Raw genomic sequence first — 21,780 nt, forward strand, 5'->3', positions numbered from 1 at the left:
AGGCCAGGACTCCGCCCCCGTTAGCGCCATTTTCTTGTCGCTCCGCGACCTGGCCGCGTCAGAGCCCCATCGCGCGATAGCTTGCGGCCACGCGGGCAATGGCCACCAGATAGGCGGCGGTGCGCAGGTCGGTCACATCCTCGCGCCCATGCCAGATCTCGCGCATCGCCTGATAGGCGGTGCGCATGGTGTCATCCAGCCCCGAGCGCACCAGTTCCAGCTCGCCCGCGCCCCGCAGGTATTTCTGCTTGAAATCGGGCGAAATGTCCCAGGCATCGCCGATGCCGCGGTTGAGCCTCTCCAACTCGTTCACAATCAACTGGTGGCGCGCCTCCTCCTGCCGTCGTCCGATCCGGCCAAAGCGGATATGGCTGAGGTTCTTGACCCATTCGAAATAGGACACCGTCACGCCGCCCGCGTTGGCATACATGTCGGGAATGATCACCGTGCCCTTCTGGCGCAGTATCTCGTCCGCGCCCGCCGTGATCGGCCCGTTCGCGGCCTCGATGATGAGCGGCGCAGTAATACGCTCGGCGTTTTCGAGATTGATCACGCCTTCGAGAGCCGCCGGGATCAGGATGTCGCACGCACCCTCGAGCACCTTCGCCCCCTCGCGGACAAAGCTCCCGCCCGGATAACCCTCGACGCCGCCATGGCGCGCGATCCAGTTGCGCACAGCCTCAACATCAAGCCCGGTGTCATCAAGAAGCGCGCCGTCGCGCTCGATGATTGCGGTAATCTTGCAGCCGTCTTCCTCCGACAGGAACTTGGCGGCATGATAGCCCACATTGCCAAGGCCCTGCACGATCACCCGCTTGCCGTCGAGCGTGCCCGACAGGCCCGCTGCCGCGATATCCTCGGGATGGCGAAAGAATTCCTGCAACGCATATTGCACACCGCGCCCGGTGGCCTCGGTGCGGCCCTGGATGCCACCGGCATTGACCGGCTTGCCAGTGACGCAGCCGCGATAGTTGATATCGGTTGTGGCCATGCGCTTGTACTGATCTGCGATCCAGGCCATTTCGCGCTCGCCCGTGCCCATGTCGGGGGCGGGCACGTTCTGCGCGGGGTGGATCAGATCGCGCTTGATCAACTCATAGGCAAAGCGGCGGGTGATCTGTTCAAGCTCATGCTCCTCCCATTCGCGCGGGTCGATGCGCAAGCCCCCCTTGGAACCGCCGAACGGCACCTCGACCAGCGCGCATTTGTAGGTCATCAGCGCGGCGAGCGCCTCGACCTCGTCCTGATGCACGGCCATGGAATAGCGGATGCCGCCCTTCACGGGCTCCATATGCTCGGAATGGACGCTGCGATAGCCGGTGAAGGTGTGGATCTGCCCGCGCAGCCGCACGCCAAAGCGCACCGTGTAGGTGGCATTGCAGACGCGGATCTTTTCCTCGAGCCCCGGCGAAAGATCCATCAGCGCCACCGCGCGGTTGAACATCAGGTCCACGCTTTCGCGGAATGTCGGCTCTTTTCTGTCGGTCATGATTACCCTCTCTCGGCTTGGGCAGACCGATGCGTGCCGGCCGCCTTGCACGGGCCATGGTTATGCGGCGCGGGCGGCATGTCGAGTCGAAATTCCGGCCCTTTCCCGTCATGCGTGCGACTCATTCCGGACGCTCCCGGAGGGGTTAAATCGATTGTTGACGAAACCGAGACAACATCAACATGCGTATTGAATTGTAATTACAAATGGTTAACGCATCCTTCTCGACGCCCAGAAAGCCACATTTATACCACATTTCGGGATGAAAAGACATTGATCCTTCGGCTCGCCCGCCATTGCTGTGCGGGCATTATGAACAGGTGACGAGATGCGTTTGTTTGAAAGACCACAATTAATGACCGCCCCGACCATGCAGGGCCGCAAGACGCATGGCGGCTTGCATGTCCGGTTGCACCGCTTCGCGCGGCAAGAAGATGGGTCGGCCACCGTTTTTGCCTTCTTCCTCTTCATCATAATGCTGGTCATGGGTGGCTTCGCGCTCGACACCATGCGACACGAAACCGAACGCTCCAGTCTTCAGGCCACGCTCGACCGGGCCGTTCTGGCTGCGGCTTCGGCGTCCAACGAAACCGAGGCGCGGGCGATCATCGAGGATTACTTCGCGAAGGCCGGAAAGTCCGATTACCTTCTGGGCCAGCAGAAGGGCGATATCAGCGTGACGCTCAACAGCGCGCGCATCGTCGCACGGGCCCAGACCGAAATCGACACCTACCTGATGAAGCTCAACGGGGTCGATACGCTCAACGTCAGCGCCCTGTCCGCAGCCGAGGTGCGCATTCCCAATCTCGAGGTGGTGCTGGTGCTCGACGTGTCGGGTTCGATGTCCAGCAACAACAAGATCGACAACCTGAAAAAGGCCGCCAAGGAATTCGTCGATCTGGTGATGGGCAATGCCCGTGACGGCTCCACCGTGATCTCGATCGTGCCGTTCAGCTTTTCGGTCAGCCCGCCGCTTTCGATCTACAACGCGCTCGCCGTGGAAGAGACGCACGACTATTCGACCTGTCTGGAGTTCAAGGACAACGACTACACCCATGCCACGCTGACCAGCGGAAGCTCGTCCCTCAGCAACGGCATCCCGGTGAACCAGATGGTCTACACCTCGGTCTATGGCGGGTTCTACAGCGACGAACTCAACCAAAGCTGGCGGTCGTGCTACAACGACGACTACATCCGTATCCTGCCCTATTCGAAGAGCGTCTCGGAACTGCACGCCAAGATCGACGGCCTGCTGCCCGCGGGCAACACCTCGGGCAACGAGGGCATGAACTGGGGCGCGGCGCTGCTTGACCCGACCTTCCGGCAGGTCACCAGCGCCATGATCGCCGCCAACGACCTGGATCCGGACCTGGCCCGCGTGCCTGCGGATTACGGCGACAGCGAAACGCTCAAGGCGATCATCTTCATGGGCGACGGCGCCAACACCACCTCCTATTTCTTCGACAGGTCGAACCCCGCCTATCGTGGCAAGCATTCCGATCTCTTCGAGGTTCGGTATAGGGACAGCCAGTTCAAATACGCCTACAACAAGAATAACGTGCAAATCCGCCTCGAAGGCAGCACAGGTCTGGCCAAGTGCACGGACGACAGGTGGGTCTGCATCTTCGAAGGCGACGGCATCGGAAAATCGATCTATTACCTCTACAGTCAGACGAAGAAACAGTACTATTCGATCGACGAGTCGACGGAAGAACAGCAGGTCTGGCTCTCGCCCACCCAGTTCAGCAACCTCAAGAATACCGTCGATGGTTACATCGCCACCGTTCAGCTTGACTGGGAAATCGCCTGGGGCCTGATGTCTCCGGATTATCACCGACGGATCACGGGCGATGACCGGGCGTGGAACGACTATATCGGTTCGGAGTTCGTGAACGGAGCCAGGAAGAACACCCTGATGCAAAGCGTGTGCAGCGCCACCAAGCGCGCGGGCGTGGTGGTCTATTCGATCGGCTTCGAGGTGCCCAAGGGTGGCACCGCAGACCGCGAACTGGCCAAATGCGCCACCTCGGGCAGCCATTACTATCGCTCCGAGGGCGAAGAGATCTCTTCTGCCTTCAGCTCGATCGCCGCCAACGTGAAGCATCTGAGGCTGACACAATGACCCGGCGCATGGTGCGATGGTTGCGCCGCTTCACGCGGCGCGAGGAGGGGACGGTGAGCATGGAGTTCGTGATCCTGTCGCCGTTCCTGATCGGCTTCATGATCTTCTCGATCGAGCTCGGGATTGTGACCTTCCGTGCCGTCATGCTGGAACGCGGCCTCGATATCGCGGTGCGCGACGTGCGGCTCGGCACCGGCACCGCGCCGCAACACGACCAGATCAAGCAGCGCATCTGCGACAATACCATCGGGGTGCTGAACTGCACGGAAAAGCTGCGTCTCGAAATGGTCCCGACCGACCTGCGCAACTTCGTAACTCTCGACGCGACCCCCGACTGCACCGACGAGGCAGAACCCGCCCGCCCGCTGCGCGAATTCACGCCCGGCTCGCAGAACCAGCTGATGCTGCTGCGCGCCTGCCTCAAGTATCGGCCGATCTTTCCCGAGGCGATCCTGGGAAGAGCCCTTACCAAGGATACCAGCGGCGAGGCCGCATTGATCGCCGTATCCGCGTTCGTTCAGGAGCCACTGTGATGATTGTCTCTCTTTTCCGGTCGATGGCAAAACGCCTTGCGCGCCTGCGCGATGACGAGCGAGGAGTGATCGCAGTCGAGACCGTGGTCATCACGCCTTTTCTGCTGATGGGGCTGTTCCTGTCGTTCGAGTATTACGACATGTTCCGCCAGAAAAGCCTTATGGAAAAGGCCACCTATACGGTGACAGACGCCCTGTCGCGCGAGAATGAAGTGATCGACGACGCCTTTCTCGACAACCTCAAAGCCACCTTCGACATGATGGTCGGCACCCGCAGCCCGTCACAGTTACGCGTCTCTGTGGTGCGTTTTCACACGGTCAATGGCGGCAGCCATGAACTGCGCTGGAGCGAGGTGCGCGGCCAGGGCGAGATGGCCCCTCTCAGCCAGGCCGACATGGAGGCAGTCAACGCGATCGTGCCGCTCATGGTCGCGGGGCAGGATCTCATCATGGTCGAAGGCCGCAGCAAGCACGTTCCGGTCATCACCAACGGTCTTCTCAGCGATCAGTTCCTTGACACGCGCATGTTCATGACGCTGCGCTTTTCATCCCAGCTCTGCTTCACCGACCTCTGCGCCCCCTCTGGCACCAGCTAAGCGCGCTCAACTGCCGCGCGCGGCGATACGCTCCTGGATCAGTTCGGCCATGTATTTGGCCGGCGTTCCGGGGGTGACACCGCCCACCCCCACCTTGCGCCCGATCCGCCACCAAAGGCCCGGCTCCCACACAAAGGGACCCTTGTGGCGCAGGGTGATCATGAACCCGTTCGAAGGTTTGAAGGCAAACACACCGCGATCCACCGCAACAATATCGTCCATGGGCGCAAGGATACGCCCGTCGCTCGATCGCAGCCCCTCGGCGCTCAGTTCCAGCCGCTCGGCCGTCGCGCGCCACATCCTTTGCGCGCACCACAGCGCGACACCCCCAAGCCCCACCTGAAACGCCTGCCAGCCAAGGCCGGGCGCAAGCGCAAGCGCCATGTAAAGCATGATCGCGCCAAGCCCTCCGAGCGACCCCACGCCGATCATCCGCCGCCCCGGCGATGCGGCCAGCACCGCGTCAAGCTCTGTCTTGCCCATGACCCTCTCCCTTTGCGGGCGCGCAGAAATGCACAGCCCGTCTTTGCCTGCGAACAGCCGCACCCCTGCCTGCGGCCCTTTCGATCCCCTATATCCCCTGCGAAGGAGAGTGACCATGTCCATCAGACCCGTTGTCGAGACCCGCACCGCACTTCCCACGATGGAGGGAGCGGGCGTACACCTGCACCGCGCTTTCGGCTTTCTCGACCCCACCGAGCTCGACCCGTTCCTGCTCTTCGACGATTTCCGCAACGATGACCCGGCGCGTTACGCCAAGGGCTTTCCGTGGCATCCCCATCGCGGCATCGAGACGATTACCTATGTGCTCGCCGGAGAGGTCGATCACGGCGACAGCCTTGGCAATACCGGCACGCTCGGCGCGGGCGATGTCCAGTGGATGACCGCCGGCTCGGGAATCCTGCATCAGGAGATGCCGCGCGGCAACGCAAGCGGGCAGATGCACGGCTTCCAGCTCTGGGCCAACCTGCCCTCGGCGCAGAAGATGTGCGCGCCGCGCTATCAGGACGTGAAGGCCGCCGACATTCCAGAGGTCATCGACGATGACGGCACGCGCGCGCGCATCATCACCGGCAGCTTCTGGGGGCGGCGCGGGCCTGTCGACGGCATTGCCGCCGATCCGCAATACCTCGATATCTCGGTGCCGCCGGGTCGGCGCAAGACGCTGAAGGTCGATACATACCGGCGCAGCTTTGCCTACATATTCGCGGGCAGCGGACGCTTCGACGCGGCCTCTGCCCCCGCCGGCGTGCTGCTGGAAAAGGAGGTAGCGGGCCGCGAGGTGCATGTTCGCGACCCATCGGGCGACCGCACGCTGGTGCGTTTCGGCAGCGGTGACGAGATCACCGTGCAGGCAGGCCCCGAGGGTATCCGCTTTCTTCTGATCTCTGGCGCGCCGCTGCAAGAGCCGGTGGCCTGGCATGGACCGATCGTGATGAACACCGAGGACGAGCTGCGCCAGGCGATGCGCGATCTGCGCAACGGCACCTTCATCCGCGATCAGCCCCGCTAGGCGCCCCACCCGAATTTTTTTTCGCCGAAAAAAATTCAACCGCGGGCAAATCCCGGAATTTTCCTGTGGTGGCGGTGCGGTCGGGCGCATCAGGCCGCGACCGCCTTGCGCACCATGTCCCAGTAAAGCGCCTCGACCTGCGTCAGGCTGAGGCGCCCGCGCTCGCGGAACCAGGTGTTGACGCCGGTGAGCATGGCGATAAGCGCCATCGCCGCGATGCGCGGCTCGGCCACGGCAAAGACGCCTTCGGCAACGCCTTGGCGCAGGATCGTTTCCAGCCGGGTTTCGTAGGCGCGGCGCAGCCTCTCGATCACCGCGAAATTGTCCGGCTCGAGATTGCGCAATTCCATATAGGACACAAAGACCGCATCGGCCCGGCGCGTGTTGAAGCGGATATGAAAGCGGGTGAATGCCTCAAGCGCATCACGCGCCCCGCCCTTCGGGGCCTCGGCATCCCAGTCGGCCAGCAGATCCTCCATATGCGTGCGCATGAGATCGAACAGCAGCGTCTGCTTGTCGGGTGTGTAGTTGTAGAGCGCGCCCGCCTGCACCCCCACCTCGCCCGCAATCTGCCGCATGGAGACGGCGGCATAGCCCTGCCGCGCGAAAAGCCGCAACGCGGTCTCGCGCACGCGCGGGCCGGTGATGTCGGAATGAGAGCCTTGGGTTCGTGCCATTCCCCCGGTTTATCTGAACATGTGTTCAGATCAAAGCCCCGCTTGCCCCTGCGCGGCGGGAATGGCAAGAAAGGTCACCGCTTCCCGGAGACCTCGCCCCATGCGCCTTGTCCCTGCCCTCACCTGTCTGAGCCTGCTCGGGGCCTGCGCCGATCCCTACCCACGCAGCGATCTGACCGAGTCCGACCGGGCCGCGACCTATCCCGCGCTGTTGCCGGTCGAGGATGTCAGGGCCACCGTGCCCGCCCCCCGCATCACACCCGAGACCGGATCGGAACTTGACGCCCGCGCCGAGCGTCTGCGCGCGCGCGCGGTCCGGCTGCGTGCGCCCGTGATCGACGCCGCGACACACGACAGGATGCAACGGGACGTGAACGGTTGAAACCGCGACACCCGGCACCATGCCGCGTTGCAAGGGCCGGAGGAACCCGTTACATCGCGCCGAAAGTGACGCGAGATCGAAGATCGGAGGCCCCATGAGCACCCCCCTGCGCCTAGGTATTGCCGGGCTTGGCACAGTCGGCACCGGCGTGGTCCGGATCGTGCGACAGAAGGCTTCTCTGCTTGAGGCGCGGACCGGACGCCCGGTGGTGATCAGTGCCGTATCGGCCCGCTCGCGCGACAAGGACCGCGGCGTGAGCCTTGCGGGCTACGCCTGGGAGGATGATCCCGTGGCGCTGGCCCGCCGCGCTGATGTGGATGTGTTCGTGGAACTCATGGGTGGCTCGGACGGCCCCGCCAAGGCCGCAACCGAGGCCGCCATCGCCGCCGGAAAGGATGTGGTCACCGCCAACAAGGCGATGCTGGCCCATCACGGGCAGGCGCTCGCGCTCGCAGCCGAGGCGGCGGGCCGCGTGATCCGCTTCGAGGCCGCCGTCGCGGGCGGCATCCCGGTCGTCAAGGCCCTGACCGAGGGGCTGGCGGGCAACGAGATCACCCGCGTGATGGGTGTCATGAACGGCACCTGCAACTATATCCTGACGCGGATGCAAGCCACCGGGCAGGGCTATAACGCGCTTTTCGAGGAAGCGGCGCGGCTCGGATATCTCGAAGCCGATCCCAATCTCGACGTGGGCGGCATCGACGCGGGCCACAAGCTTGCCCTGCTTGCCGCCATAGCCTTTGGCTGCCAGGTCGATTTCGACGCGGTGAGTCTGGAGGGAATACAGAGTATCACCCTCGATGATATCCGCCGCGCCGCCGACATGGGCTATCGCATCAAGCTCCTGGGCGTGGCGCAGATGACCGGGCGCGGGCTGGAGAGCCGCATGTCGCCCTGTCTCGTGCCTGCGGGCAGCCCGATTGGCCAGCTTGAAGGCGGCACCAACATGGTCGTGCTCGAAGGCGATTCGGTGGAACAGATCGTGCTGCGCGGCCCCGGCGCGGGCATGGGCCCGACGGCAAGCGCGGTCATGGCCGATGTGATCGACATCGCGCGCGGCACACGGCTCTCGACCTTCGGGCAGCCTGCAGCGACCCTAACCCGCTGCACCCCCGCAAGCTGCGCCACGCCCGCGCCCTATTACCTGCGCATGGCGCTGGTGGACAAACCCGGCGCGCTGGCCAAGGTCGCGACCTGTCTGGGCGAAGCCGGGGTGTCCATCGACCGGATGCGTCAGTATCAGCACGAGGAATCGGCCGCGCCCGTTCTCATCGTCACCCACAAGACCAACCGCGAGGCGCTCGACACGGCCCTCGCCGCCATTCGCCGCCTCGACGTGCTGGCCGAGGCCCCCGTCGCGCTGCGCATCGAACAGGTCTGAGGCGCGGCTTGTGCGTGCGCCGCGCGCTCTCTAGTCTTTCACCCGACGCTTTCAGCAAGGATCGCCCCATGAGTTCCGATATCGCTTTCAATGACCGCATGCTCTCGCTTGGCCTCGCGCGCGTGGCCGAACAGGCCGCACTCGCCTGTGCCGATCTCATCGGGCGCGGCGATGAGAAGGCCGCCGACCAGGCCGCCGTCAACGCCATGCGCGAACAGCTCAACATGCTGGCGATCAAGGGCGTGGTGGTGATCGGCGAGGGCGAGCGCGACGAGGCGCCGATGCTGTTCATCGGCGAGGAGGTGGGCACCGGCGACGGCCCCGGCGTCGATATCGCGCTCGACCCGCTGGAGGGCACAACCTTGACCGCCAAGGCCATGCCCAATGCGCTCACCGTGATCGCCATGGCCCCGCGCGGCACGCTCTTGCACGCGCCCGACACCTATATGGACAAACTGGCCATCGGGCCGGGCTACCCCGAGAATGTCGTCTCGCTCGCCATGAGCCCGCGCGAACGGGTCGAGGCTCTGGCCGCCGCGCGCGGCTGCCGCCCCTCGCAGATAACCGTCTGCGTACTCGAACGGCCCCGCCACGAGGCGATGATCGCCGAATTGCGCGAGACCGGCGCGGCGGTTCATCTCATCACCGATGGCGATGTGGCCGGCGTGATCCATTGCGCGGAATCCGACACGACCGGTATCGACATGTATATGGGCACCGGCGGCGCGCCCGAGGGCGTACTGGCGGCGGCCGCACTCAAATGCATGGGCGGACAGATGTGGGGGCGACTGGTGTTTCGCAACGACGACGAACGCGCGCGCGCGGCAAAAGCCGGGATCACCGACTTCGACCGCGTCTATGCCCGTGACGAGATGGTGACCGATCAGGTGATCTTTGCCGCCACCGGCGTCACCGATGGCTCGATCCTCAAGGGTGTGCATCGCCGCCCCGGTTTCGTCGAGACCGAAACGCTGCTGATGCGTTCGCGCACGGGATCGGTGCGGCGCATGACCTATCGCAGCAAGCGTGACTGAGACCGCGCCAAGGCCGGGGGCGCTGCCCCCGTCGCCGCAAGCGGCGACTCCCCCGGGATATTTCGGGCCAGAAGAAGCCGGGGCGCGGGCATGACGGCCTATCTTGGCGTCGAAACGTCATTGACCGGGCGGCGCTGGGTCGGACCGGGGGCCGAGGTCGAGCGGCAGGCCGAAGCGATGGCGCAGGCGACCGGGTTGCCGCGCGCGCTCTGTCAGACGCTGGCGCGGCTTGGCGTGCCGATGGCCGGGGCAGAGGACTATCTCAGCCCCACCCTGCGCGATCTGATGCCCGATCCTCGGTCCTTGCGCGACATGGAGGCGGCGGCGGCGCGGGTCCTGCGCGCGGTCGCGTGCCGCGAGCGCATCGCGGTCTTTGCCGATTACGACGTGGATGGCGGGGCCTCGGCGGCGCTTGTTATCGACTGGCTCAGGCGGATGGGCGCCGGGCGGCCGACGCTCTATATCCCCGACCGGATCGACGAGGGCTATGGCCCCAACGTGCCCGCGATGCGCGATCTGGCGGCGAGTCATGAGCTGATCCTCTGCGTGGATTGCGGCACGATGAGCCATGAGGCGCTGGCCGCCGCGTCCGGCGCGGATGTGGTGGTGCTCGATCACCATCTCGGGGGCGAAACGCTGCCGCCCGCGCTGGCCGTGGTCAATCCCAACCGGCAGGACGAGAGCGGCGATCTGGGGCATCTCTGCGCGGCGGGCGTGGTGTTCCTGATGCTGGTAGAGGCGGGACGGCAGTTGCGCGAGGCAGGGCGCGCGGGGCCGGATCTGATGGCGCTTCTCGATCTGGTGGCGCTGGCGACGGTGGCGGATGTGGCCCCTCTGGTGGGAATCAACCGCGCCTTCGTGCGGCAGGGGTTGCGGGTGATGGCGCGGCGCGAGCGTGCCGGGCTGGTGGCGCTTGGCGATGTGGCGCGGCTCGATGCGGCCCCCGCCGCCTATCATCTGGGGTTCGTCTTTGGCCCGCGCGTCAATGCCGGCGGGCGGATCGGGCAGGCGGATCTGGGCGCGCGGCTGCTGGCGACGGATGATCCGGACGAGGCGCGCGCGCTGGCCCTTCGGCTGGAGGCGCTCAACGAGGAGCGGCGCGCGGTCGAGGCGGAGGTGCGCGCCGCCGCAATGGCGCAGGCCGAGGCGCGCGGGTTTGACGCGCCGCTGGTCTGGGCCGCGGGCGAGGGCTGGCATCCCGGCGTGGTGGGGATCGTGGCAAGCCGCCTCAAGGAGGCGGCGAACCGCCCCGCTGTGGTGATCGGGCTTGACGGGACCGAGGGCAAGGGCTCGGGGCGCTCGGTTGCGGGGGTCGATCTTGGTGCGGCGGTGCAGCGGTTGGCACGCGAGGGCGTGCTGCTCAAGGGCGGCGGGCACCGGATGGCTGCCGGGCTGAGCGTGGCGCGCGACCGGCTGGAAGAGGCGATGGCGCGACTTTCGGAGTTGCTGGCGCGGCAGGGCGCAGGCGTGGGCGGCCCCGCCGATCTGCGCCTTGACGGGGTGCTGATGCCCGGTGCCGCGACGGTGGAATTGATCGAGCAGATCGAGGCGGCAGGGCCGTTCGGCGCGGGTGCGCCGGGGCCGCGTTATGTGTTTCCCGATTGCCGGATCGGTTTTTCCAAGGTTCTGGGCGACGCGCATCTCAAGCTGCGCTTTGACGACGGGACGGGCGCGGCGCTTGACGCCATCGCCTTCGGCGCCGCCGAGGGGCCGCTTGGCGCGGCGCTTCTCAGCCATGGCGGCGCGCGGTTCCACCTTGCGGGGCGGGTGGAGATCAATCATTGGGGCGGGCGGCAGGTGGTGCAGTTGCGCCTCGAAGACGCCGCGCCCGCAAGCGCCGGGGCCGCTCAGATCCCGAGATAGCGATTGGTGATGTCGGGGCCGAGCCCCGCAATGGCGCCGGTCCAGACCGACACGCCCTTTTCCAGGATCACCGCCCGATCTGCCACCTGCCGCAACTCCCCGAGCGATTTGTCAATGACGATGATGGCCATGCCGGTCTCGGCCTTAAGGCGCGAAATGGCGGCCCATATCTCTTGCCGCACCACCGGCGCCAGGCCCTCGGTCGCCTCGTCGAGCACCAGCAACCGCGGGTTGGTCATCAGCGCCCGCCCGATCGCCAGCATCTGCTGCTCACCCCCCGAGAGCGAGCCCGCGTTCTGGTCCCGCCGCTCGGACAGGCGCGGGAAAAGCCGGGTGACGGCGGCAAGATCCCAGGGGCCGGACCGCGCCGCCGCGATCAGGTTCTCGTGCACAGTGAGATTGCTGAAACAGCGTCGCCCCTCGGGCACCAGCCCGATACCCGCCCGCGCCGCCTTGTGGGCAGGCAACCGGTCAAGCGGCCGGCCGTCGAACAGGACATGGCCACCGCGCTGGCGCAGCAGGCGGCAGATCACCTTGACGGTGGTGGTCTTGCCCATGCCGTTGCGCCCCATAAGCGCCACCACCTCGCCATCCGCGACCGTCATGGTCACGTCGAACAGCGCCTGCGACGGGCCGTAGAAGGCCGCGATGCGATCAAGCCACAGCAACGTCATGGCGCGTTCTCCTCGCCCAGATAGGCGGCGCGCACGGTCGCGTTGGCCCGGATATCTGCGACCGGGCCGGTGGCGATGATCTCGCCATAGACCAGCACCGAGACGCGATCGGCAAGACTGAATACCGCGTCCATGTCATGCTCGATCAGCAGGATCGGCGCCGTCGCGCGCAGCCCCGAGAGGAACTCTATCAACCGCCGCGAGCCTTCTGCGCCCAGCCCCGCCATCGGCTCATCCATGAGGAATACCTGCGGCCTGAGCGTCAGCGCCACAGCCACTTCCAGCTGCCGCCGCTGCCCGTGCGACAGCTCTGCGGTGCGCACGGCGCGGAACTCGGCCAGACCCACCTGCTCCAGCGCCTCCTCGGCCACCGCCAGCAGGCCCTTGTCGCGCATCACCCGGTCGAACAGACGCCAGACCGTGCCACGATGGCAAAGCGCGCCCAGAACCGCGTTCTGCAACACGGTATACTCCATCGCCAGCGACGATATCTGAAAGGTCCGTCCCATCCCCATGCGCGCCCGCGCCGCCGTGGAAAGGCGGGTCACGTCCTGCCCCCTGAAATGCACCGTGCCCGAATCGGGGACAAGTGCCCCGGCGATCTGCTTGACGAGGGTGGACTTGCCCGCACCATTGGGACCGATCAGCGCGTGGATCTCTCCAGGCCGCAGATCGAGAGTGATGTCGCGGCTCGCGCACAGCCCACCGAAATGCTTTGTCAGCCCGCGGATATCGAGGATCGGCTCAGCCATGGCCCGCTTCCCGCCCCGCCAGAAGGCCGTAGATGCCGCCGCGCGCGAACAGCACCACCCCCAGCAGCATCGCGCCCAGATAGATGTGCCAGAACTCGCTCAGCCCGCCCAGCACATGTTCGAGCAGGATGAAAAGCGCCGCACCCGCGACCGGGCCATAGACACGCCCCACCCCACCGAGAATGACAAAGATCATGATCTCGCCCGAGGTCTGCCAGCTGAACATTGTCGGGCTCACGAAGCGGTTGAGATCGGCGAACAGCGCCCCCGCCAACCCGGTGATCGCCCCCGAGATCGTGAAGGCCAGCAGATAAAGCCGGTAGGGTGCCTGCCCCACTGCCCGAACGCGCTCTTCGTTCTGGCGCGCGGCGCGCAGAACCAGCCCGAAGGACGATCCCGCCAGTCGCCCGACCGCAAGCACCACGATCAGCAAAAGCACATAGCAGATCGCGAAATACTGGATCGGGTCCATGGTGTTGAGACCGGGAAATCCGTTGCGCACATAGATCGACAATCCGTCCTCGCCGCCATAGGCCGGCCAGGAGATGGCGAAATAATAGAACATCTGCGCAAAGGCGAGGGTGATCATGATGAAATACACCCCGGCCGTGCGCAGGCTCAGCGCACCGAAAGCAAGCGCCGCAAGCGCGCTCGTGATTACCGCCACCAGCCAGATCAGCGGCATGGATTTCGTCCCGCCAAGGACAAGTGGCCAGTCGGTCACATTGGTGTAGGTCTGCGCGTGCCAGGCGAGGATGCCCATGGCATAACCGCCCAGCCCGAAGAACAGCGCGTGGCCAAAGCTGACCAGCCCGCCAAGCCCGAGCGCAACGTTGAGACCCACGCCCGCGATGGCGAAGATCACCGCGCGGGTGCTGAGCGTGATCAGGAACGGTTCGTCCGCCGCCCAGGCCCAGAGCGGCACCGCCAGCAAGGCCCCCATCACTGCGAGGTTCAGCGCGCTTTCGCGTGTCATCTCAGCCCCCTCCGAACAGGCCACGGGGCCGGAACAGAAGCACCAGCGCCATCAGGATGTAGATGGACATCGACGCCAGAGACGCCCCCACCGAGGTGGCTGCCGGAGCCGACAGGACAAGGCCAAGCGCCTTCGGCAGCAAAAACCCTCCCAGCGTGTCGGTCAGCCCCACCAGCAGTGCCCCCACCAGCGCCCCCTTGATCGAGCCGATGCCCCCGATCACGATCACCACGAAGGCCAGAATCAAAACCGGCTCTCCCATGCCCACCTGAACCGACTGAATCGCACCGATCAGCGCCCCCGCCAGTCCCGCCAGCGCCGCGCCAAGCGCGAAGACCAGCGTGTAAAGCCGCGAGATATCGACGCCTAGCGCCGCGATCATCTCGCGGTCGTTCTCACCCGCGCGGATGCGGATGCCGATGCGCGTGTGTGCGATCATCCAGAACAGTGCCCCCGCGATCGCCAGGCCGATCCCGATCAGCGCCAGCCGGTAGCGTGAATACTCAATCCCCAGGGGCAGCGTCACCGTCCCCCCAAGCCAGTCGGGCCGGTCGAGAAACAGCGGAAAAGAGCCGAAAACCCATCGCGTGGCCTCGGAAAACACCAAAATAAGCGCGAATGTTGCCAGAACCTGATCGAGGTGATCGCGGTCGTATAACCGCCTGATCACCGTCATTTCCACGATCACCCCGGCGATGGCCGCCGCGACAAGGCTCGCGGCAAGAGCCAGCAGGAACGATCCCGTCGCCGCCGCCACCGCCGCCGCCGCAAACCCCCCCACCATGTAGAGCGAGCCATGAGCGAGGTTGATCAGCCCCATCACGCCGAAAACAAGCGTCAGCCCCGCCGCCATCAGGAACAGCATCACCCCCAAGGACAGCCCGTTCAGCGTCTGCTCGGCAAGAAGGACCCAGGACATTGCTTTCTCCTCGAGGCGCGCGGCGGGCGCGTGGCCTCAACCCCGTGGGCAGGCGGCATGCCGCACCGCCCGCAAAGCCATCCGTCCCGTGATCGCCTGATGTCCCTGCACGACTGTTCCCCCGCTTCTTGCTCGCGACGTTCTAGACCCGGCAATCGGGCTTGTCATCATCGCTACAGGAAAAAACGGCCATGAAAGACACGGCATCGGGGCATCCGCCCCCCGTGACGTCAAGGCCCGGTGCGGACCGGGCCTTGCGCGGCGCTCAGTTCAGCGCCAGATCGGTGATCGCATGGGTCCAGGCCCCCTCGGGCTCGCGCGTGATCACCGGATCAGACCCGCCCGAAAGCAACGATTGCACCGTGCGCTCGTAATCGGCCGGGTCAAGCGCGCCGTTGCTGCCCGCCGTCAGCTTGGCGACTTCGCCCATCATCCGCCGCTGATGCGCTTCGGTCTGCGCCCCGGTGGCGTCATTCTCCAGCACGATATCGGCGGCGGCGTCAGGGTTCTCCTCGGCCCATTTCCAACCCTTCATCGAGGCGCGCACGAACCGCACCATGCGGTCGGCAAAGGCCGGATCGGCCAGCTTGTCCTCAAGCACATAAAGCCCGTCCTCAAGCGTGGCCACGCCCTGATCCTCATACTTGAACACCACCAGCTCCTCGGGGGTAAAGCCTGCATCGATCACCTGCCAGTATTCGTTATAGGTCATGGTCGAGATGCAGGCCGCCTGATTCTGGATCAGCGGATCGACATTGAACCCCTGCTTGAGCACCGTCACGCCATCCGAGCCGCCCTCGGTGGAGAGGCCAAGCTGGCTCATCCAGCTCAGGAACGGAAACTCGTTGCCGAAGAACCAGACGCCCAGCGTGCGCCCGACAAAATCATCCGTCGTGGCCACGCCGCTATCCTTGCGGCAGGTCAGCATCATACCCGAGGACTTGAACGGCTGCGCGATATTGACCAGCGCCAGGCCCTTCTCGCGCGCCGCCAGCGCCGCGGGCATCCATTCCACCGTCACATCGGCCCCGCCGCCCGCGATCACCTGCGTCGGCGCGATATCGGGGCCGCCGGGCTTGATCGTCACGTCAAGCCCTTCCTCCTCGTAGAACCCCTTGTCGAGCGCCACATAATAGCCCGCGAACTGCGCCTGCGTGACCCATTTGAGTTGCAGCACCACCTGATCCGCCGCCGCCGCCATCCCGGCCCAGAGGCCAAGCGCCGCGGCACCCAGTGTCATTCCAATCGGTCTCATGGTTTTTCTCTCCGTGTTGGTGTTGTCGTTATTCTTGTTATTGCCATCATGATGCTCGCCCCCGTTGCGACGGATGCCAGAAGGTCAGAGACCGCTCCAGCAGAGCGACCCCGCCATAAAACGCCGAACCGGCCATCGCCGCCACCACAATCTCGGCCCAGACCAGATCGAGCGCAAGCTGTCCGACGCTGGTCGAGATGCGAAACCCCATGCCCTTGATCGGAGAGCCGAAGAATTCGGCAACTATGGCACCGATCAGCGCCAGCGTGGTGGTGATCTTGAGCCCGTTGAAGACAAAGGGCATCGCGGCTGGCAGGCGCAGCTTGAAAAGCGTCTGCCAATAGCTCGCGGCATAGGTGCGCATGAGGTCGCGCTGCATCCGCTCGCTGGCCTGAAGCCCCTGCACGGTGTTCACCAGCATGGGAAAGAACACCATCACCACCACCACCGCCGCTTTCGACTGCCAGTCGAAGCCGAACCACATGACCAGAATCGGCGCCATGCCGATGATCGGCAGCGCGGCGACGAAATTTCCCACAGGCAGAAGGCCGCGTTGCAGAAACGAAAACCTGTCCACCGCCACCGCCATCAGGAACGCCGCGCCACAACCCAGCACATAGCCCGTGAGCGCCCCCTTTATCGCGGTCTGCACGAAATCCTGCCACAGGATATGGGTCGAGGCTGCAAACCGCACGGCGATGGCGCTCGGCGGCGGCAGGATGACCGAGGGCACGCCAAGGCCACGCACGAAACATTCCCAGATCACCAGCAGCGTCACGCCAAAGATCACCGGCACGGCAAGGCCCGTTACCCGGCTCCTCGGCAGGCGCGCCAGCCGCACATTGATCCAGAAGCCGATGGCCCAGGCTGCGAATCCTGCCACGATCCAGCCCATCACGCCATCCCCATCCGCCGCAGCACCACCCGCTGCACCGCACCGATAAGCGCGACAAGGCACGCCGCCAGCGCCGCCGCCATGAACAGCGCGCTCCAGATCTGGATGGTCTGGCCGTAATAGCTCCCCGCCAAGAGCCGCGCCCCCAGCCCCGCCACAGCACCCGTCGGCAACTCGCCCACGATCGCCCCCACGAGCGAGGCCGCCATCGCCACCTTCATCGAGGTGAACAGATAGGGCATCGACGAGGGCAGGCGCAGCTTCCAGAACATCTGGGCCGGGCTGGCGTTCCAGGTCGTCATCTGATCGAGTTGCATGATGCCGGGGCTGCGCAGCCCCTTGACCATGCCCACCACCACCGGAAAAAATGACAGATACATGGAAATCATCGCCTTGGGCAGAAGCCCCGAAATCCCCACCGCGTTCAGCACCACGATGATCATCGGCGCGATGGCGAGGATCGGGATGGTCTGGCTTGCGATCACCCACGGCATCACGCTCATGTCCATCACCCGGTTGTAGACAATCCCGATGGCCAGAGCGACCCCCAGAACCGTGCCAAGGGCAAATCCCAGTAGCGTGGCCGAAAGCGTCACCCAGGAATGATGGATGAGGCTGCGCCGCGACGTGACCTTCTGCTCCACGGTGGTCCGCCACAGCTCTGCTGCCACCTGATGCGGCGCGGGCAGCTTGGGCTTGTCCTGCGCCCAGGTGTCGGCGACAAGTTCGACAAGGCTCAACTCCACCCCGGCGCGCGTCGCGCGATCCTGCGCCCAGGCCGCATTGAGCCAGACGGCCCCCGCATACCAGATCACGAGGATCGCGGCGAGCACGGTCAGAACAGGTAGAACCGTGCGTCTCATGGCCGCCCCGCCCCGGTTTCACTGTTCCACAAATACTCAAGTCCCGCATTGCGGGGCCCGCGCGGTTTTTTGAGTATTTTAAGAACGATGAAAGGATTTCGTGGTTTCATGCCCTCGCGGTACAGGCTGGAGAGCCGATGACCGCGAACGGTGAAAAAGGGGCCCGCACCCTTGCCCAAAGCGCGGGACAGTTCCGGCAGAGGGCGGATGCCCGCCCTCTGTCGGGCCGTTGCGTCCTTGCGTTCAGTCATCATAGGCATGCCCCGCGCGCAGCCCTTCGCGCACCCGATGGGCCACCTCCAGGAATTCAGGCGTGTCGCGGATGTCGAGCGGGCGATCGCGCGGCAGGGGGCTGTCGATCACATCGGTGATCCGCCCCGGCCGCGGCGACATCACCACGATGCGCGTGGACATGTAGACCGCCTCGGGGATCGAGTGGGTGACAAAGCCGATGGTCTTGTCGGTGCGTGCCCAGAGTTGCAGCAATTGCTCGTTGAGATGGTCGCGCACGATCTCGTCGAGCGCGCCGAAGGGCTCGTCCATCAGCAGGATATCGGCGTCGAAGGCCAGGGCCCGGGCGATCGAGGCGCGCTGCTGCATCCCGCCCGAAAGCTGCCAGGGGAATTTCTTCTCGAACCCCGCCAGATCGACCAGATCGAGCACCCGCGCCACCCGCTCGGCGATCTCGGCGCGCGAAAAGCCCATGATTTCGAGCGGCAAGGAAACATTGCGCCCGATGGTCCGCCATGGATAAAGCCCCGCCGCCTGAAAGACATAGCCATAGGCCCGCGCGCGCCGCGCCTCGTCCGGCGTCATGCCGTTGACGCTGAGGCTGCCGCCGGTGGGCTGTTCCAGCGCCGCGATACAGCGCAGAAAGGTCGTCTTGCCACAGCCCGAAGGGCCGATGAAGCTCACGAAATCGCCCTTGCGGATGTCGAGAGTGATCCCCTTGAGCGCGTGCACCTGGCCGTCACCTGTCTCGAAGGTCAGATCCAGGTCACGCGCCGCGATCACGGTTTCGGCCGGGTCTGCCCGCGGTGCCGTGCCATGCCCTGCCCTCGCCTGCCCGGTGCCTGCGCCCATGCTCAGACCCCGCTTGCCGGAATGCCGCTGCGCTCCACGGGGCGCGACGCGGTCAGGTCCTTCCATTTCGACAGCGCCCGGTTCACCGTGCCGTTGCCCTCGCGCGCGACGAACTGACCATGACCCTCTCGGCTGTCCATCGCACCCTCGGTCACCGCCACATGCCCGCGCGTGATCGTATAGCGCGGCAGCCCCTTCACCTTCTGCCCCTCGAAGACGTTGTAATCTATGGCCGAGACCTGCGCGACGGCAGTGATGGTCTTTTCCAGCTCCGGGTCCCAGACCACGATATCGGCATCTGCGCCGGGGATGAGCGCGCCTTTCCTCGGATAACAGTTGAGGATCTTGGCCACATTGGTCGAGGTCACCGCCACGAATTCCTCGGGCGTGAGCCGCCCTGTCCCCACCCCGTGTGTCCAGAGCATCGGCATCCTGTCCTCAAGCCCGCCGGTGCCGTTGGGGATCTTGGTGAAATCGCCCAGGCCAAAGCGCTTCTGCTCGGTAGTGAAGGCGCAGTGATCCGTGGCCACCACCGAAAGCGAGCCCGCCTGCAACCCCGCCCAGAGGCTTTCCTGATGTGCCTTGCTGCGGAAGGGCGGCGACATCACACGCCGCGCGGCATGGTCCCAGTCGGGGTGGAAATACGCGCTCTCGTCCAGCGTCAGATGCTGAATGAGCGGCTCGCCCCAGACCCGCTTGCCCTGCTGGCGCGCGCGCCGGATCGCCTCATGCGCCTCCTCGCAGGAGACATGCACCACATAAAGCGGCACGCCCGCCATGTCCGCCACCATGATCGCGCGATTGACGGCTTCGCCTTCCACCTGCGGGGGGCGCGAATAGGCATGGGCCTCGGGTCCGGTATTGCCCTCGGCCAGAAGGCGCGCCGACAACTCCGCCACCACATCGCCGTTCTCGGCATGGACCATGGCGATGCCGCCCAGCTCCGCCAGACGGCGGAAGCTTGCGTAAAGCTCGTCATCATTGACCATGAGCGCGCCCTTGTAGGCCATGAAATGCTTGAATGTGGTGATACCGCGCGTCTCGATCACCGTCTTCATCTCGTCAAAGACCTGCTCGCCCCACCATGTCACCGCCATGTGAAAGCTGTAGTCGCAATGCGCGCGGGTGGATTTGTTGTCCCACATCCGAAGCGCGTCCAGCAGTCCCTGACCCGGCGAGGGCAGCGCGAAATCCACCACCATGGTGGTGCCGCCCGCCAGCGCCGCGCGCGTGCCGCTGTCGAAATCGTCGCTGGAATAGGTGCCCATGAAGGGCATCTCCAGATGCGTATGCGGATCGATGCCCCCGGGCATGACATAACAGCCAGTGGCGTCAAGCTCTGTGCCGCCGGTGAGGCCCTCGCCGATCTCGGCGATCCGCTCCCCCTCGATCCGCAGATCGGCCTTGTAGCTGCGGTCATGGGTGACGATGGTGCCGTTCCTGATGATGATGCTCATGCTGGTCTCCCTTTGGGGTGCGAATCGCCCCTCTGTCTTCGATACGCGCGCCCGGTCGTTACACCACCACCTCCGCCGTCTCGACCACCGCGTGAAAGAGAACCTCCGCCCCAGCCGTGGCCCAGCGGGGGGTGATCTCCTCGGCCTCGTTATGGCTGAGCCCGTCCTTGCAGGGGCACATCACCATGGTGGTGGGATACACCCGATTGATCCAGCACGCATCGTGCCCCGCCCCCGAGATCAGATCCGCATGGCTGTAGCCCAGACGCTCCGCCGCCTGTCGCACCCGTCCCACCAGAACCTCGTCAAAGGCGGGCGGGTCGAAGAAGCCGACGATCTCGGAGCTGAATTTCACCCCGATATCAGCGCATATCCCCGGTGCAGTCTCGTTGAGTTCTTCCACCATCGCTTCCAGTGTCTCAAGCACGTGAGAGCGGAAATCGACCGTGAAAACAACCTTTTCGGGGATGATGTTGCGGCTGTTGGGATAGACATCGATATGGCCGATGGCCCCCACCGCATTGGGCTGGTATTGCAGCGCGATCTCATGGACAAGCTCCGTCACCCGCGCCAGCGCCCGGCCGGCATTGCGGCGCATGTACATCGGCGTCGAGCCGGTATGGCTGCCCTTGCCGGTCACGGTGCATTCGATCCAGCGCAGCCCCTGCCCGTGGGTGACCACGCCCACATCCTTGCCCTCGGCCTCCAGAATCGGCCCCTGCTCGATATGCAGCTCGAAAAACGCGTGCATCTTTCGCGCGCCGACGGTCTCGGGGCCTTTCCAGCCGATCCGCTCCAACTCGTCGCCAAAGCGTTTGCCTTGCGCATCCACCCGGCCATAGGCCCAGTCGCGATCAAGCACGCCCGCAAACACGCCCGAGGCCAGCATCGCGGGGGCAAAGCGGGTGCCTTCCTCATTGGTCCAGTTGGTGACGACGATGGGATGTTTGGTCTTGATGTCCAGATCGTTGAGGGTGCGGATGATTTCCAGCCCCGCCAGCACGCCCAGCACGCCGTCATATTTTCCGCCCGTGGGCTGGGTGTCGAGATGGCTGCCCACATAGACCGGCAGCGCGTCAGGATCGGTGCCGGGGCGGGTGGCGAACATGGTGCCCATTTCGTCCACACCCATGCTCAACCCCGCCGCCTCGCACCAGGTCTGGAACAGCGCGCGCCCCTCGGCATCGGCATCGGTCAGGGTCTGGCGGTTGTTGCCACCCGCCACACCGGGGCCGATCTTCGCCATTTCCATCAGGCTGTCCCACAGCCGCTCTCCATTGATCCGAAGATTCTCGCCTGCTGCGGACATCACACTA

General features: G+C 65.1%; 21 protein-coding genes. 8 read left to right on the forward strand and 13 right to left on the reverse strand.

Annotated features, from left to right (window positions below):
- Positions 1 to 58: 58 nt before the first annotated feature.
- Positions 59 to 1,489, reverse strand: coding sequence for a Glu/Leu/Phe/Val family dehydrogenase (locus tag KAK09_RS01655; protein ID WP_210877088.1), 1,431 nt, complete (start codon positions 1,487 to 1,489; stop codon positions 59 to 61).
- 355 nt (positions 1,490 to 1,844) lie between these two features.
- Here KAK09_RS01655 and KAK09_RS01660 point away from each other — a divergent pair, with 355 nt between their 5' ends.
- Genes KAK09_RS01660 through KAK09_RS01670 form a run of 3 tightly spaced genes read left to right on the forward strand, consistent with a single transcriptional unit; the run spans position 1,845 to position 4,740 of the window.
- Positions 1,845 to 3,611, forward strand: coding sequence for a pilus assembly protein TadG-related protein (locus KAK09_RS01660; protein ID WP_247650997.1), 1,767 nt, complete (start codon positions 1,845 to 1,847; stop codon positions 3,609 to 3,611).
- A 59-nt stretch (positions 3,612 to 3,670) separates the two neighbouring features.
- A complete protein-coding gene (locus KAK09_RS01665; RefSeq protein WP_247650998.1) occupies positions 3,671 to 4,144 on the forward strand; it encodes a TadE/TadG family type IV pilus assembly protein in 474 nt (157 codons plus the stop codon).
- Positions 4,144 to 4,740 carry a TadE/TadG family type IV pilus assembly protein gene (locus KAK09_RS01670; RefSeq protein ID WP_247650999.1) on the forward strand — a complete coding sequence of 199 codons (597 nt, stop codon included), beginning with the start codon at positions 4,144 to 4,146 and terminating at the stop codon, positions 4,738 to 4,740. Before KAK09_RS01665 ends, KAK09_RS01670 begins: the two co-directional genes overlap by 1 nt.
- A 6-nt stretch (positions 4,741 to 4,746) precedes the next feature.
- On the opposite strand, the gene KAK09_RS01675 is transcribed toward KAK09_RS01670, so the two are convergent.
- A complete protein-coding gene (locus KAK09_RS01675) occupies positions 4,747 to 5,223 on the reverse strand; it encodes a hypothetical protein (protein ID WP_210877090.1) in 477 nt (158 codons plus the stop codon).
- Positions 5,224 to 5,338: 115 nt separating this feature from the next.
- On the opposite strand from KAK09_RS01675, the gene KAK09_RS01680 reads away from it, so the two are divergent.
- Positions 5,339 to 6,253 (forward strand): pirin family protein, encoded by a 915-nt coding sequence (locus KAK09_RS01680; protein ID WP_210877091.1) that lies wholly within the window; start codon positions 5,339 to 5,341, stop codon positions 6,251 to 6,253.
- Positions 6,254 to 6,342: 89 nt separating this feature from the next.
- Here KAK09_RS01680 and KAK09_RS01685 read toward each other — a convergent pair whose 3' ends face one another.
- Positions 6,343 to 6,930, reverse strand: a complete 588-nt coding sequence (locus KAK09_RS01685; RefSeq protein ID WP_210877092.1) for a TetR/AcrR family transcriptional regulator — start codon at positions 6,928 to 6,930, stop codon at positions 6,343 to 6,345.
- Positions 6,931 to 7,030: 100 nt separating this feature from the next.
- On the opposite strand from KAK09_RS01685, the gene KAK09_RS01690 reads away from it, so the two are divergent.
- The 4 genes from KAK09_RS01690 to recJ all read left to right on the forward strand — a co-directional run bounded on the left by KAK09_RS01690 (position 7,031) and on the right by recJ (position 11,590).
- Positions 7,031 to 7,312, forward strand: coding sequence for a hypothetical protein (locus KAK09_RS01690; RefSeq protein ID WP_210877093.1), 282 nt, complete (start codon positions 7,031 to 7,033; stop codon positions 7,310 to 7,312).
- Positions 7,313 to 7,406: 94 nt separating this feature from the next.
- The gene (locus KAK09_RS01695) at positions 7,407 to 8,693 is read left to right on the forward strand and encodes a homoserine dehydrogenase (protein WP_210877094.1); all 1,287 of its coding nucleotides are present in this window, start codon (positions 7,407 to 7,409) and stop codon (positions 8,691 to 8,693) included.
- 68 nt (positions 8,694 to 8,761) lie between these two features.
- Positions 8,762 to 9,727, forward strand: coding sequence for a class II fructose-bisphosphatase (gene glpX / locus KAK09_RS01700; RefSeq protein WP_210877095.1), 966 nt, complete (start codon positions 8,762 to 8,764; stop codon positions 9,725 to 9,727).
- 90 nt (positions 9,728 to 9,817) lie between these two features.
- The gene (recJ, locus tag KAK09_RS01705; protein WP_210877096.1) at positions 9,818 to 11,590 is read left to right on the forward strand and encodes a single-stranded-DNA-specific exonuclease RecJ; all 1,773 of its coding nucleotides are present in this window, start codon (positions 9,818 to 9,820) and stop codon (positions 11,588 to 11,590) included.
- On the opposite strand, the gene KAK09_RS01710 is transcribed toward recJ, so the two are convergent.
- The 10 genes from KAK09_RS01710 to KAK09_RS01755 all read right to left on the reverse strand — a co-directional run bounded on the left by KAK09_RS01710 (position 11,575) and on the right by KAK09_RS01755 (position 21,773).
- Positions 11,575 to 12,264, reverse strand: coding sequence for an ABC transporter ATP-binding protein (locus KAK09_RS01710; RefSeq protein ID WP_210877097.1), 690 nt, complete (start codon positions 12,262 to 12,264; stop codon positions 11,575 to 11,577). The genes recJ and KAK09_RS01710 overlap by 16 nt on opposite strands.
- Positions 12,261 to 13,016 carry an ABC transporter ATP-binding protein gene (locus KAK09_RS01715; protein WP_210877098.1) on the reverse strand — a complete coding sequence of 252 codons (756 nt, stop codon included), beginning with the start codon at positions 13,014 to 13,016 and terminating at the stop codon, positions 12,261 to 12,263. The genes KAK09_RS01710 and KAK09_RS01715 overlap by 4 nt, the downstream gene beginning before the upstream one ends.
- Positions 13,009 to 13,992: a branched-chain amino acid ABC transporter permease gene (locus KAK09_RS01720; protein WP_210877099.1), complete on the reverse strand. Its 984-nt coding sequence runs from the start codon at positions 13,990 to 13,992 to the stop codon at positions 13,009 to 13,011. The genes KAK09_RS01715 and KAK09_RS01720 overlap by 8 nt, the downstream gene beginning before the upstream one ends.
- 1 nt (position 13,993) lies before the next feature.
- Positions 13,994 to 14,911, reverse strand: coding sequence for a branched-chain amino acid ABC transporter permease (locus KAK09_RS01725; protein WP_210877100.1), 918 nt, complete (start codon positions 14,909 to 14,911; stop codon positions 13,994 to 13,996).
- Between the two features lie 265 nt (positions 14,912 to 15,176).
- On the reverse strand, positions 15,177 to 16,166 hold the full coding sequence (locus KAK09_RS01730; RefSeq protein ID WP_210877101.1) for an ABC transporter substrate-binding protein: 990 nt from the start codon (positions 16,164 to 16,166) through the stop codon (positions 15,177 to 15,179).
- 46 nt (positions 16,167 to 16,212) lie between these two features.
- Positions 16,213 to 17,061 carry an ABC transporter permease gene (locus KAK09_RS01735; RefSeq protein WP_210877102.1) on the reverse strand — a complete coding sequence of 283 codons (849 nt, stop codon included), beginning with the start codon at positions 17,059 to 17,061 and terminating at the stop codon, positions 16,213 to 16,215.
- The gene (locus KAK09_RS01740; RefSeq protein ID WP_210877103.1) at positions 17,061 to 17,924 is read right to left on the reverse strand and encodes an ABC transporter permease; all 864 of its coding nucleotides are present in this window, start codon (positions 17,922 to 17,924) and stop codon (positions 17,061 to 17,063) included. The genes KAK09_RS01735 and KAK09_RS01740 overlap by 1 nt, the downstream gene beginning before the upstream one ends.
- A 243-nt stretch (positions 17,925 to 18,167) precedes the next feature.
- The gene (locus tag KAK09_RS01745) at positions 18,168 to 19,007 is read right to left on the reverse strand and encodes an ABC transporter ATP-binding protein (RefSeq protein WP_210877104.1); all 840 of its coding nucleotides are present in this window, start codon (positions 19,005 to 19,007) and stop codon (positions 18,168 to 18,170) included.
- Between the two features lie 2 nt (positions 19,008 to 19,009).
- Positions 19,010 to 20,464 carry a dihydropyrimidinase gene (hydA, locus tag KAK09_RS01750; protein ID WP_210877105.1) on the reverse strand — a complete coding sequence of 485 codons (1,455 nt, stop codon included), beginning with the start codon at positions 20,462 to 20,464 and terminating at the stop codon, positions 19,010 to 19,012.
- A gap of 58 nt (positions 20,465 to 20,522) precedes the next feature.
- Entirely contained in the window at positions 20,523 to 21,773 is a 1,251-nt protein-coding gene (locus KAK09_RS01755; RefSeq protein WP_210877106.1) for a Zn-dependent hydrolase, read from the reverse strand.
- Positions 21,774 to 21,780: the final 7 nt, after the last annotated feature.

Source organism: Roseovarius autotrophicus (genome assembly GCF_018069895.1).
In the GTDB taxonomy this organism is placed as follows: domain Bacteria; phylum Pseudomonadota; class Alphaproteobacteria; order Rhodobacterales; family Rhodobacteraceae; genus Roseovarius; species Roseovarius autotrophicus.